The following is a 12,586-nucleotide window of genomic DNA, read 5'->3' as shown; positions in this document are numbered from 1 at the left end:
GCCTAGGTATTGGGGCGCTCGAACTGTGCGGCGTGCGCCGACCAGCCCGACTCGGTGGGCAGGGCTCGCAGCGCCGGGTTCTTTGCGGCGAGCAGCACAGAGGCCGCGCAGATGACCGTCGCGACGATGAGGGTGACGTCGCGGCCGACGAGCGACAGGCCGACCCCGGCGATGAGGGGCGCGAGGGGCATCGCACCCATGCCGAGTACGGCGGAGGCGCTGTTGGCGCGCCCGAGCATCGCGCTCGGGGTGGCCACCATGAAGTAGCCCATGAGGGCCGCGTTGACGGCGGGGATGCACACGACGGTGCCGGCCAGCACGAAGGCGAGCGCGAGCGGGTCGTGAACGGGGATCATGCCGAACACGCCGACTGCCGCCACGGCAAGGCCGCCGATGACCACGGTGCCGGCGCGCACGCGCGTGACGAGCAGTGGGGCGAGCATGGCACCGCCGAGCATCGCGAGGCCGGCGCCGGTCGTGAGGAAGCCGATCGTCACGGGTGAGTGGCCCTGCTGCTGCAGCGCGTACGTCACGGTGGTGAGGGCGCTGCTGAAGCCAAGATTGATGATCGTCGCGGCGAAGAGTGCCCCGCGCAGATCGGGCCGGGCGAACAGCCAGCGGAACCCCTCGGCGATCTCGCGGGCGGCGTTCGGCGCGGCGCCGGACTTCGTCTCGGTGGTCTCGGATGCTTCGGATGCTCCGGGCGCCTCGGCGGCCCGGGCCGCCCAGGCGAATTCGTCCGCAGCGCCGGTTGACGCCGTGGTGCGTCGATGCAGCAGCCAGGCGGTGGCCGCGGCCACGAGATGACACAGAGCCATTACCGCCCCGACCAGCCAGGCGCCGGCCGCGAGCAGGATGCCACCGAGGGGTCCGCCGGCGAGTTGCAGCACCGCATCCCGGCCCTGATTCGCCGCCTGCGCGCGGCCCATCGCGTCGTCGGGCACGAGCTCCTTGAGCGCGCTCTCGCCGGCAACATCGAAGAGGCCAGCACGCGCCGCGAGCAGGGTCTGCACGCCGAGTAGCGTGGCGAAGCTGAGGGCATCGGTGAGCGCGAGCGCGGTGAGGGCCACCGCCAGCACCACCCCGACGAGCGAGCCGGTGACCATGAGGGCGATGCGGGGGTGCCGGTCGGCGAGGACGCCGCCGAACACGGTCGTGACCGTGCGCACCGCCATGCCGACGGCGCCGATGACGCCGGCCTGGGCGGGGTCGTTGGTGACGAAGAGCGCAATGAGAGGTAGCGCGAACGCAAACAGTGCGCTCGCGAGTCCCTTGGCCGTATCGCTGACGAGCCACGCCGCGTACTGGCGGTTGCGAAGCAGGCTGTGCCGCGTCGTTGAGGTGCTCATGCCGTCGATGCTAGTTCCGCAAGAAATATTGCGCAATAGAAATTGCGCAATATTTGGTGTGGATAGAATCGGCCCATGGCAGACGAGCAGCAACGGTCAGCGCATCCGGGGGAGCGGCCCGCGACGACGGCAATGCTGAAGGCGTACGCGCATCCGCTGCGGCGCCGCATCGCGAGGGCCGTCGCGGCGCGAGGGTACGCGCGAGCGGCCGATCTGGCCGCCGACCTCGGGGTGCCCGCGAACAGTGTGAGCTTCCACCTGCGGGTACTCGCGAACGCGGGCATGCTCGAGGAGGACTCGGAACACGCGCGCGACAAGCGTGACCGCGTGTGGAAGACCGTCGACGGGGCGTGGACCGTCGGCTCGCCCGAGCATCCGGTCGATGACGAAGTGCTCGCGATGTCGGTCATGGGCGAGCTCGCCGAAGACCACCTCGCGCTGCTGAGGCGCGTCGTGGCGTGGGCGGGCGACTATGTCTCGGGCCGCGACGCCGCGCAGCACGGAACGTTTTCGCAGAGCAGTCTTCGGCTCAGCGAGGCGGAATTCCGCAGGCTCGAGGCGAGGATCCAGGAAGTCATCACCGAGGCCACGCACGCCCACGACCCGGCTGACCCCGACACTCGCTTCTGGAATCTCGACATCATCGGCGCTGACGACACGATCTGAGTCTTCGGCGCGCCAAAAAAACCGGGCCGCGCGGTGGCGACCCGGTCTCACGGAGGCGGCCCTAGCGGCCGGTGAACTCAATCTTGTCGAAGCGCTTCACCTGGGGCTTCGGCATGCGCAGCATGCGGATCTGCATGCTGCGGCCCATGGCCTGGAAGAGGAAGCCCTTCTCGGTCTTGTCGTCGCCGACGACCTCGCGCACCTTGCGGCGGATCATCGCACCGTAGAGCAGGCCCTCGGCGACACAGAGCGCGAGGTAAATCCAGATGAACATCATTGCCCACACGGCGGCGTTCGTCTGCGGAATGAACGTGGCGAAGATCACGAGGAACATGAGGGGAAGCAGCCACTCGCCGAGCGTGATGCGCGCGTCGATGAAGTCGCGCAGGTAGCGCTTCTGCGGGCCGCGCTCGTTCGGGCGCAAGTAGCGGTCGTCGCCGCGGGCCATGCCCTCGCGCGCCTTCTGCTGCTCGACCTGCATCTTGGCCCGCGACTGGCGCTTGGCCTCTTTGCGGTCTTCGGGCACGAGCGGGCGGAAGTTCGCCGCCTCGGCGTCCCTGCGGCGGGGCGTTGGTCCCTTCTTGCCCGAGGTCAGGCCGGCCTCGTCGCTCGACTCGGGGACGTTCTGCTCGCTCGCCGAATTCTTCGCCATGGTGTCCTTCTACGTTGACTGCGGTATCCGGCAATTCTAAGCGACGCGGATGCGGCGGGCGCAGGTCGCGCTCGATTCGCCCGCAACGTTCGCAGATAGCAAAGGGTGAGGTTGCGCGGCAACGGCAAATCGCGACTGTGACGGGGAATGACGACACGTGACGAATCGTGACGACGTTGATCGTGACGCTGCAAGACATTGGCTCACCGTTCACTAAGTTCGTGGGGGCTTTGGTGAACGCGCATACGTTTCCGAGGCAACCGATTCAACCCGCTCAAGGAGCTCTATGGCCTCGCGCATCCGCATCATTCCGATGCTCGCCGCTGCTGTGCTCGCGCTCACCGGCTGCGCGGCCAACACCACGACCACGGATACCGGCGATGCCACCACACCACAGGCGGGCGGCACACTGGTGTACGGGCTGCCCGACGACCTGGGCTGCATCGACCCGCAGCAGGTCTCGTCGAACGACGCGATCGTCATGAGCAAGCCGCTCGTGGCCTCACTCACGTGGCAGAACCCCGACACTGGCGAGATCGAGCCGTGGCTCGCGAGCTCGTGGGAAATCAACGACGAGTCGACCGAGTTCACGTTCCACCTCGCCGAGGGCGCGAGCTACTCGGATGGCACGCCGGTCGACGCGGCCTCGGTCAAGGCGAACTTCGACAGCATCACCGAAATGGGTGCCGTCGCGGTGCTCGGCGCGCGGTACACGGCCGGGCTCGAATCGGTCGAAACGCCCGACGACATGACGGTGCAGCTCACCTTCGCGTCGCCGCGCGGCGACTTCCTGCAGGCCTCGGCATCGCAGGGGCTCGGGATGATCTCGACCGAGTCGACGAAGAAGTCGCAAGCCGATCGCTGCGCCGGCGACTTCGCGGGCTCCGGCCCGTTCACCCTCGATCGCTACGAGCCCGACACGATTGCCGTGCTCAAGGGCCGCGAGGACTACGCCTGGGCGCCGCCGAGCGTCGAGAACCAGGGCGCGCCCTACCTCGACGAGCTCCGCTTCGCCGTGATTCCCGAGTCGTCGACGCTGACGGGCACGCTGCTGAGCAATCAGATTCAGGCGTCGAACAACATCTCGGCGCTCGACCAGGAGATCTTTGCCGAGCGCGGCTTCGAGCTCAACAACCGCGCGAACCCGGGCGAGGTCTACGGCTTCCTCGTGAACTTCGACAGCACCGTGGGCAAAGACCCGGCCGTGCGGCAGGCGCTCATGCACGCGATCGACCGCGACGCCGTGAACTCGCTGCTCACGCCGAACGACCGCCCTGCCACCTCGGTGCTCAGCGACACGACGCCGCTGTACACCGATGTCTCCGACGAGTTCGCGTACGACGTCGACCTCGCGAACCAGTTGCTCGACGAGGCCGGCTGGGAGCTCGGCTCCGACGGCGTGCGCGAGAAGGACGGCGAGCGCCTCAGCTTCACCCTTGATTACTGGCAGCCGACGAGCGACGCGCTCCAGCTGATTCAACAGCAGTTCAAGGACATCGGCGTCGACATGCAGCTCAAGCAGACCACCGTCGCGCAGCAGACCGGCACGATCGGTGACGGTTCGCGCTCCCTGTGGTGGGTCAACTCGACCCGGGCCGACCCGAGCGCGATGAGCAGCCTGATCGGCCCGAACGCGCTCTTCAACCAGAACCTCCCCGACACGAGCATCCACGAGGCGCTCCAGCGCATCGACGAGATCTCCGACCCCGAGCAGCGGCAGGAGGCCGTCGACGAGGCCGTCGCGCTCATCCTCGAGCAGGGCGCCGTGATTCCCGTCATGCAGCTCTCAACCACGATCGTGTCGTCGCCGACCACGCACGGCATCACGTTCGATGCCTCGAGCCGCGTCGACTTCGCAAGCGCCTGGACGGAGCAGTAACGATGGCGACCTACCTTCTTCGCCGCATCGGCTTCGGCGTGCTGATCATCTGGGCCGCGTTCACCGCCGCCTGGCTCATCCTCTTCTTCCTCCCCGGCGACGCGGTCGCGGCCGCGGGCGTGGATGCATCTGACCCGGCCGCGCTCGAAGCCCGCCGCGAGGCGCTCGGCCTGAATCGGCCCTGGTACGTGCAGTACTTCGCGGCGCTAATCGGCGCCGTGCGCGGCGACTTCGGCGTCACCGTGGGAACCGGCGAGCCGGTGTCGCAGATCATTGCGCGCGCCTTGCCGAATACCCTCGAGCTCGTCGGCGTCGCGCTCGTGTTCGCCCTCATCATCGGCCTCGTCGTCGGCATCGCCTCGGTGTACCCCCGCGCCGCCTGGCTGCGCGGGCTGCTCTCGGCGCTGCCGCCCATCGCGATCTCGCTGCCGTCGTTCTGGCTTGGCCTCCTGCTGCTGCAGGCGTTCTCGTTCGGGCTCGGCTGGTTCCCCGCCTACAACACCGGCACGTTCGCCTCGATCGTGTTGCCAGCGCTCGCGCTCGCGATCACGACCGGCGCGTACCTCGCGCAGGTGCTTGCGTCGAGCCTGCGCGTCGAAATGGCGAGCGCCTACGCCGAGCAGGTGCGGGCAAAGGGCGCCACGCGCCCCCGCATCGTTTTCGGCCACGCCCTGCGCGGCGCCGCGCTGCCATCGCTCAACATGGTCGGCATCCTCGTCGCGGGCATGCTCGGCGGCACGGTCGTGACCGAGACCGTGTTCTCGCGCAACGGCCTCGGCCGCGAGCTCATCGGCGCGGTCGAGAGCAGCGAGATCTCGGTCGTGCTCGCGATCGTCACGATCGCCGCCCTCGTCTTCGTCGTGATCAACCTCATCGTCGACCTGGTGACCCCGCTCATCGATCGCCGAATCGCCCTGACCGGAAAGGCGGCCGCATAGTGACCTCGCTCACCCAAGTCACCGGTGCCACCGGCTCGCGCCGCAAGGCCGGCCTCGCCGGCAACATCGGGCTCGGCGTCGCCGTGCTCGTCGTGCTCGTCGTCATCGCGTGGGCCATCTGGCCCGGCCTGTTCACCGCGACCGACCCGGCCGCGGTCGACACCGCCGACCGCCTCCAGTCGCCGTCCGGCGAGCACCCCTTCGGCACGAACCAGCTCGGACAGGACGTCTACGCGCGCACCGTCTACGCCGCGTCGGTCACGCTCTCGGCGGCGGCGCTCGCGGTGGGCCTCGGCTTCGTGGTCGGCTCGGTGCTCGGCCTGCTCGCGGGCTACCTGCGCGGTTGGGTCGACGAGGTCATCATGCGCATCGTCGACGTGTTCCTGTCGATTCCCGCGATCCTGCTGTCGATCGCGATCGTGGCCTCGCTCGGCTTCGGCATCGTCGAGATCGGTGTGGCTGTCGGAATCACTTCGATGGCGACATTCGCCCGCGTCATGCGCTCCTCGGTGCTGCAGAACGCGCAGGCGGTCTACGTCGAGGCGGCCCTCATGAGCGGTGCGCGCTGGTACACCGTGCTGTGGCGGCACATCCTGCCGAACTCGATCACGCCAGTGATCTCGCTCATCGCCCTCGAATTCGGCGTCGCGCTGCTCGCCATCTCGTCGCTGAGCTTCCTCGGCTTCGGCGCGCCGCCGGACGTGCCCGAATGGGGCGCCCTGATCTCGGCCGGCCGCGACTACATGGCGACCGCCTGGTGGCTGACGGTGCTGCCCGGCCTCGTGATCGCGATCGTTGTGCTCGCGACCTCCTATATCTCCAATCGAATCGCACGGGCAGGTAAGTGATGACGACCGAAGCACCCCAGCCGCTGCTGCGCGTACGCCAGCTCCACGTCGACTACCAGACTGACGGCGGCGACGTCGCCGGCGTGGCCGGCATCGACCTCGAGGTCAACCGCGGCGAGATCGTCGCGATCGTCGGCGAGTCGGGCTCGGGCAAGTCGACGCTCGCTCGCGCCGTGCTGCACCTGCTCGCGAGCAACGCCACGTCGCGTGCCGACGAACTCGCGTTCAACGGCCTCGACCTCACCGGTCTGAGCCGCAACGAGTGGCACCGCGTGCGCGGCGCCCAGCTCGCGCTCGTGCCGCAGGACCCGACGCTCTCGCTCGACCCGCTGTTGCCCGTCGGCCGACAGGTGGCCGAGACGCTGCGCATCCACGGCCTCGCCTCGCGGCGGGCTGCGCCGAAGCGTGCGATCGAGCTGCTGGCCGAGGCCGGCGTCGACCAGCCTGAGGTGCGCGCGAAGCAGCTGCCGTCGCAGCTCAGCGGCGGCCTGCGCCAGCGCGCGCTCATCGCGGCGGCGCTCGCGGGTGACCCCGAACTCCTCGTCGCTGACGAACCGACCTCGGCCCTCGACGTGACCGTGCAGCGGCAGATCCTCGACCGCCTCGAGCAGCTGCGCAGCGAGCGCGGCCTCGCGGTGTTACTGATCACTCACGACCTTGGCGTGGCCGCCGACCGTGCCGACCGCATTATCGTGATGCAGCGCGGCCAGGTCGTCGAGACCGGCAGCGCCGCCGAGGTGCTGCGCGCGCCGAAACACGAGTACACGAAGTCACTCGTTGCGGCGGCTCCGGGCCTCGGCCGCACGGTCGTGCGCGAACGGCACTTCGTCGACGCGAATGACGCGCCGCTGCTTGAGCTCCACGACGTACGCAAGACTTACCGCATCCGCCGCGGTGAGACCCTCGACGCGGTCAGCGGCGTGAACCTGCACATCCACAAGGGCGAGACGTACGCCCTCGTGGGCGAGTCGGGCTCGGGCAAGACGACGACGGCGCGAGTGGCCCTGCAGCTTGAGCCGGCGACCTCGGGCCGCGTCACGTTTGGGGGAGCGGACGTCACCGGTGCCCGCGGTGAGGCGGCCCGCGAGCTGCACCGCCGTTTCCAGCTCGTGCACCAGAGCCCCTTCGCCTCGCTCAACCCCTTGCGCACGATCGGCCAGACCATCGCCGAGCCGCTGCGCGAGTTCTCGGTCGTCGCGCCGAACCAGCGCGATGCGCGGGTCGCCGAGCTACTCGAGTCCGTCGCCCTGCCGCCGGAGTTCGCCTCGCGCCGACCCGAGCAGCTTTCGGGCGGCCAGCGCCAGCGCGTCGCGATCGCCCGTGCGCTTGCCTCCGAGCCAGAGTGCATCGTGCTCGACGAGGCGGTCTCGGCGCTCGACGTTTCGGTGCAGGCGCAGGTGCTCGACCTGCTCGCGCGCCTCCAGCGCGAGACCGGCGTCGCCTACCTGTTTATTACGCACGATTTAGGTGTCGTACGCGAACTCGCCGACCGAGTGGGAGTATTACGACAGGGCCAGATGGTCGAAACCGGGTACACCACCGAGGTGCTCGACCACCCGACCGAGGCGTACACGCGGGCACTCGTGCAGGCGATTCCGGGCAGCAATCTCAGCGTTGCCGGGGCCTCGCAGCCCGACGGCGCGAACGAATCGAACGACTAGGAGCATGACAGTGACGAGCAAGTTCTCGATCGGACTCGCGGCCAAGGGAGCCGGCTGGCATGCCGGCGCGGATGCGGTGGGCAGCTTCGCGCCGCAGGACCCGGCCGCCTGGGCCAAGCTCGCGCAGGCCGCCGACGAGGCCGGCATTGATGTGCTCACGATCGAAGATTCGCTGGCGCCGCTCGGCACCTCGGCGAGCTTCGACTCGTTCATGCTGACGAACTGGCTCGCCCCGCAGACGACGCGCATCGGTCTCGTGCCGACCGCCACGACGTCGCTGCTCGAACCGTTCCACACCGCGACCGCGGTCGCCACGCTCGACTACACCTCGGAGGGGCGCGCCGCAGTGCGCCTGCGCACCGGCGGTTTCGCCAGTGAGAGCGCCGCCGTGGGCCGCGAGGACACGCTCGGCAACATCCGCGAGGCCCGGGCCCTGCCCACCGAGGAGTTCGAACGACTCATCGCCGACCGCTTCGGCGAGGGTGTCGAGTTCGCGGAGGTCGTCCGCCTGCTGTGGGACTCGTGGGAGGACGACGCCGAGATCCGCGACCTCGCGACGAGCCGCTTCATCGACCGCGAGCGCATCCACAACCCCGAGTTCACGGGAAAGCACTTTTCGGTGTTCGGCGCCTCGATCACACCGCGCCCGCCGCAGGGGCAGCCGCCGGTGTTCTCGCTCGCGCACACCCACACGCCATACCGCTTCGCCGCGGTTACCGCCGACGTCGTGCTCATCACCCCCGAGACCGAGGGCACGCTCGAGGAGATTCGTGCGGCGCTCGCGGCCGGCGCGAGCGCCGTCGACCGCCAGGGCAGCCCCCTTAAGGTGTGGGTCGACTACAACATCCTCATCGCCGACGCCGACGACGCCGACGACGACGCCGCGGCGCGGCTCGCCGAACTCGACGCCGCGGGCGGCGAGTTCGTGAGCGACGCTGGGCTCATCGCCGGCACCGCCGAGCAGGTGGCTACGCGCATTCTCGAGCTGCGCGACACCGGCATCGACGGCATCCGCGTGCGCCCGCTGGTGACCGACCGCGACACCGAGGCCTTCATTTCGGAGGTGCTGCCGAAGCTGCGCGACGGCGGCGTCGAGGTTGCCGAGGGAGCGAACCTGCGCGAGCGGCTTGGGCTTGTCCCCGCCGCCAATCGTTTCGTTGCGACGCCGCCGTTCACCGCGAACGCCGCCTCCGTCACCGCTAGCACCGAGGAGATCTCCGCATGAGCGAGCAGCACCGTCAGATTCACTTCGCCGCGCACTTCCCGGGCGTCAACCAGCAGACCATCTGGAGCGACCCGAACGCGGGCAGCCAGATCGAGTTCGAGTCGTTCCGCCGCTTCGCGGAAATCGCCGAGCGCGGCGTCATGGACTACATCTTCCTCGCCGAGGGCCTGCGCCTGCGCGAGCGCAACGGCGAGATCCTCGACCTCGACGTGCTCGGCCGCCCCAACACGGTGTCGATCCTCTCGGCCCTCGCCGCGGTGACGAAGCACATCGGCCTCGTCGGCACGCTGACCACGACGTACAACGAGCCGGTCGACCTCGCGCGCCAGCTGCGCAGCCTCGACGTGCTCTCGAACGGGCGCGCGGGCTGGAACGTCGTCACGACGACGAACGCCTTCACCGGCGCAAACTTCCGCAAGGGCGACCACCTGCCGTACCCCGAGCGCTACCTGCGCGCGCAGGAAATGATCAGCGCGCTCGAGCAGCTCTGGGAGACCGAGCTCGGCGAGACCACGACGCTCGACAGCCGCTACTTCCAGGCGACCGCGACGCAGACGCTGCCCGCGAGCCCGCAGGGTCGACCGGTGCTCGTGCAGGCCGGCGCCTCGGGTGAGGGGCGCGACATCGCGGCCCGCAACGTCGACGTCGTGTTCTCGATGTTCGGCGAGTTCGCCGAGGGTCAGAAGTTCCGCACCGATCTCGACGAACGACTCGAGCACTTCGGCCGCAACGCCGAAGACCTCAAGATCCTGCCGGCGATCACGCTCGCGATCGGCGACACCGAGGCCGAGGCGCAGGAGCGCGCGCAGGCGATCCGTCACGCACAGGTGAGCGGCCCGAACGCGATCTACTTCATGGAGCAGATCTGGGGTCGCGAGCTGGGCGGTGTTGACCCCGACGGCCCGCTGCCCGACTTCGACCCCGTGCCGCCGACGCACGCGACCGGCCGTGTGCCGCACTACGGCGACGTCGAGGAGCGCACGGCGCTCGTGAACCAGTGGCGCGCTGAGTCGGAGGCCAAGGGGCTGAGCCTGCGTGACCTCGCGGTGCGCGAATATGGTCGCCCGAGCCTTGTCGGCACGCCCGAGCAGATCGCCGACGAGATCATTCGCCGGGTCGACGAGCGCGCCTGCGACGGCTTCACGCTCGTCGGTGACATCGTGCCCGATGGGCTCGCGGAGTTCGTTGACCGCGTCGTGCCGATCCTGCAGGAGCGGGGCGCCTACCGCACCGAATACCCTGAGAACGCAACGCTGCGCGAGCTGCTTGGCAGCGCGGCCGCACCCTCTGTGCCCCTGGAGACTCCGGAACGAGTATGAGCCGACACAATCGCGCGATCCGTCTCGTCGACCGAGACGCCCACCAGCCGACCCGCTGCATCACCTTCATCGGTGCCGGGCCGGCTGCGGCGGGCGTCGTCGAGCGCATCGCCGCGAACCAGGCCGAGATCGATGACCGGCCGCTGATCATCCACCTCGTCGACCCGTACCCGCCGGGGGCGGGGCGCATCTGGCGCGACCAGCAGTCGGGGCTGCTCAAGCTCAACTCGATGGCCGGCGACGTGACGATGTTCACCGACGACTCGAGCATTATCGACGGGCCGATCGATCCGGGCCCCGATCTCGCTACCTGGGCCGAGCTCGTGCGCACCCGCCGCATCACCGACGTCGAGATCGACATCGACCGTGACCCGGAGCTCGCGGCTGAGCTCGACGGGCTGCGGCCCGAGAGCTTCCCGACGCGTCGCCTGCACGAGCGCTACATGACGTGGTGCCTCGAGCGCAGCGCCGACCGCCTGCAGCCGGGCTCGAAGGTCATGTGGCACCGCGCAGGTGTCGTGAGCGTGAGCGACACCGAGAGCGGCGCGCAGGTCGTCGAGCTCGACTCGGGCGACGAGCTCACGACGGACCTCGTCATCTACAGCTTCGGCCACCTTGGCTCGCACGTGAGTGGCGAGGCGAAGTTCTTCACCGACTTCGCGCAGGCGAAAGAGGCTCGCTACTACGCGCCGGCGTTCACCGCCGACCTCGACTACAGCGACATCGCCCCCGGCGACGAGGTGCTCGTGCGCGGCCTCGGCCTCGCGGCGATCGACCTCGTGGTCATGCTCACCCTCGGCCGCGGCGGCGAGTTCGTGCGCGACCGCGGCGAGCTCCGATACGTGCCGAGCGGCCGCGAGCCGAAGCTGCTGCTCAGCTCGCGCCGTGGTGTGCCGTACCGTTCGAAGATCGCGGCCCCGCTTCGCGGCAGCCACTACGAACCGCGGTTCTTTACCCCCGAGATCGCGCAACAACTTGCCGACTCCGTCGCGGAACTGCACTTCTACCGCGACCTGTGGCCACACATCGAGCGCGAACTGCACTACGGGTACTACCTCGAGCTGTTCACCGGCTCACCCCGACGCGTCTCGCTGCCGTGGCCCGAGTTCCTCGAGGGCCTCGAGACGCTCGACCTCCACGGCGAGGCGTACCGGGCGCTCGTCGAGCGGGCGGTGCCGGATGCGGCCGACCACCTCGACGTGGATGCGCTCGACCGTCCCCTCGCCGGCGAGCGGTTCGAGAGCGCCGAGGAGCTGCAGGCGCGCGTGCGCGAACACATGCGCAACGACCTGCTGCGCCGTACCGACCACCGGTATTCCGAGAACACCGCCCTGTTCGTGGCGTTGTTCCGTGTCTACCTCGCGGTGGCCGAGCTCGCGACGGTGCGCAATTGGCAACCCGAGTCGTATCTCAATGACTTCCAGCGCCGGTGGTACAAGTTCTTTAGCTACATCGCGTCGGGCCCTCCCGGCGAGCGTATCGAACAGCTCATCGCGCTGAGCGCAGCCGGCGTCATCGAGTTCGCGGGTGCCGACGTGCACGTGCGCGCCGACGGCGAGACGGGGGAGTTTGTGGCGACGAGCCCGAGCGTGCCCGGCGAGCGTCGCAGTACCACGCTCATTGACGCCTGGCTGCCCGACCCGAGCATCCGGAACACCGACTCGGCCGTGCTGCGTGACCTCATCGACTCCGGCGCGGGCCGCGAGCAGGTCGTCGGCTCAACGCCGAGCGGTTACGTCGACGTGCGTCTGAGCGACGGCCGGCTCATCCGCGCCGGCGGCGGCGTGCATCCCCGCCGTTACGCCGTCGGGCCCGGCACGAGCACGCCGCAGGGCGGCGCATTTGCCCGACCCCACACGAACGCACTCTCGTTCCGCATCTGGGACAGGATCGCCCGGGCAATCCTCGGCGAGCTCGTCGAGATTCGGGGCGCGGGCGACCACTCGGCCGCGCACACCGGGGCATCTGACACCGAGCTCGAGCAGATCTTCGACGGGGCCGCGTACTTCCAGCCCGATACCGAGTCGACGCGCTAGCGCACGGCCTAGG

Annotated in this window: 10 protein-coding genes; 8 read left to right on the top strand and 2 right to left on the bottom strand. The window is 69.2% G+C overall.

Going from position 1 to position 12,586, the window contains the following annotated elements:
• Window positions 1–2: 2 nt before the first annotated feature.
• Window positions 3–1,349 (bottom strand): MFS transporter, encoded by a 1,347-nt coding sequence (locus tag M3M28_RS07305; RefSeq protein ID WP_249385847.1) that lies wholly within the window; start codon window positions 1,347–1,349, stop codon window positions 3–5.
• 75 nt (window positions 1,350–1,424) lie between these two features.
• Here M3M28_RS07305 and M3M28_RS07300 point away from each other — a divergent pair, with 75 nt between their 5' ends.
• Window positions 1,425–2,015, top strand: a complete 591-nt coding sequence (locus M3M28_RS07300) for a helix-turn-helix domain-containing protein (RefSeq protein WP_249385846.1) — start codon at window positions 1,425–1,427, stop codon at window positions 2,013–2,015.
• A 61-nt stretch (window positions 2,016–2,076) separates the two neighbouring features.
• On the opposite strand, the gene M3M28_RS07295 is transcribed toward M3M28_RS07300, so the two are convergent.
• Entirely contained in the window at window positions 2,077–2,667 is a 591-nt protein-coding gene (locus M3M28_RS07295) for a DUF3043 domain-containing protein (protein ID WP_249385845.1), read from the bottom strand.
• A 286-nt stretch (window positions 2,668–2,953) separates the two neighbouring features.
• Between M3M28_RS07295 and M3M28_RS07290 the strand changes: the two genes are divergently transcribed.
• From M3M28_RS07290 to M3M28_RS07260, 7 genes are read left to right on the top strand one after another with little or no spacing between them, the layout of a single operon-like run.
• Entirely contained in the window at window positions 2,954–4,546 is a 1,593-nt protein-coding gene (locus tag M3M28_RS07290; protein WP_249385844.1) for an ABC transporter substrate-binding protein, read from the top strand.
• Window positions 4,547–4,548: 2 nt separating this feature from the next.
• Window positions 4,549–5,484 (top strand): ABC transporter permease, encoded by a 936-nt coding sequence (locus tag M3M28_RS07285; protein ID WP_249385843.1) that lies wholly within the window; start codon window positions 4,549–4,551, stop codon window positions 5,482–5,484.
• Complete coding sequence (locus tag M3M28_RS07280) at window positions 5,484–6,332, top strand: ABC transporter permease (RefSeq protein WP_249385842.1); 849 nt, start codon at window positions 5,484–5,486, stop codon at window positions 6,330–6,332. The genes M3M28_RS07285 and M3M28_RS07280 overlap by 1 nt, the downstream gene beginning before the upstream one ends.
• Entirely contained in the window at window positions 6,332–7,993 is a 1,662-nt protein-coding gene (locus tag M3M28_RS07275; protein ID WP_249385841.1) for a dipeptide ABC transporter ATP-binding protein, read from the top strand. Before M3M28_RS07280 ends, M3M28_RS07275 begins: the two co-directional genes overlap by 1 nt.
• Window positions 7,994–8,003: 10 nt before the next feature.
• The gene (locus M3M28_RS07270) at window positions 8,004–9,218 is read left to right on the top strand and encodes an LLM class flavin-dependent oxidoreductase (RefSeq protein WP_249385840.1); all 1,215 of its coding nucleotides are present in this window, start codon (window positions 8,004–8,006) and stop codon (window positions 9,216–9,218) included.
• On the top strand, window positions 9,215–10,537 hold the full coding sequence (locus tag M3M28_RS07265) for an NtaA/DmoA family FMN-dependent monooxygenase (protein ID WP_249385839.1): 1,323 nt from the start codon (window positions 9,215–9,217) through the stop codon (window positions 10,535–10,537). Before M3M28_RS07270 ends, M3M28_RS07265 begins: the two co-directional genes overlap by 4 nt.
• Window positions 10,534–12,573 (top strand): FAD/NAD(P)-binding protein, encoded by a 2,040-nt coding sequence (locus M3M28_RS07260; protein ID WP_249385838.1) that lies wholly within the window; start codon window positions 10,534–10,536, stop codon window positions 12,571–12,573. Before M3M28_RS07265 ends, M3M28_RS07260 begins: the two co-directional genes overlap by 4 nt.
• Window positions 12,574–12,586 lie beyond the last annotated feature (13 nt).

Origin of the sequence: Gulosibacter sediminis (assembly GCF_023370115.1) — a bacterium.
In the GTDB taxonomy this organism is placed as follows: Bacteria; Actinomycetota; Actinomycetes; order Actinomycetales; family Microbacteriaceae; genus Gulosibacter; species Gulosibacter sediminis_A.
Note: the sequence above shows the minus strand (reverse complement) of the source record. Positions and strands in the feature narration are given on the sequence as shown.

Bases quoted from the DNA above. Each gene is read 5' to 3' on its own strand.
- M3M28_RS07305 (WP_249385847.1), bottom strand. From the start codon at position 1,349: ATGAGCACCTCAACGACGCGGCACAGCCTGCTTCGCAACCGCCAGTAC.
- M3M28_RS07260 (WP_249385838.1), top strand. From the start codon at position 10,534: ATGAGCCGACACAATCGCGCGATCCGTCTCGTCGACCGAGACGCCCAC.
- M3M28_RS07275 (WP_249385841.1), top strand. From the start codon at position 6,332: ATGACGACCGAAGCACCCCAGCCGCTGCTGCGCGTACGCCAGCTCCAC.
- M3M28_RS07265 (WP_249385839.1), top strand. From the start codon at position 9,215: ATGAGCGAGCAGCACCGTCAGATTCACTTCGCCGCGCACTTCCCGGGC.
- M3M28_RS07285 (WP_249385843.1), top strand. From the start codon at position 4,549: ATGGCGACCTACCTTCTTCGCCGCATCGGCTTCGGCGTGCTGATCATC.
- M3M28_RS07290 (WP_249385844.1), top strand. From the start codon at position 2,954: ATGGCCTCGCGCATCCGCATCATTCCGATGCTCGCCGCTGCTGTGCTC.
- M3M28_RS07300 (WP_249385846.1), top strand. From the start codon at position 1,425: ATGGCAGACGAGCAGCAACGGTCAGCGCATCCGGGGGAGCGGCCCGCG.
- M3M28_RS07295 (WP_249385845.1), bottom strand. From the start codon at position 2,667: ATGGCGAAGAATTCGGCGAGCGAGCAGAACGTCCCCGAGTCGAGCGAC.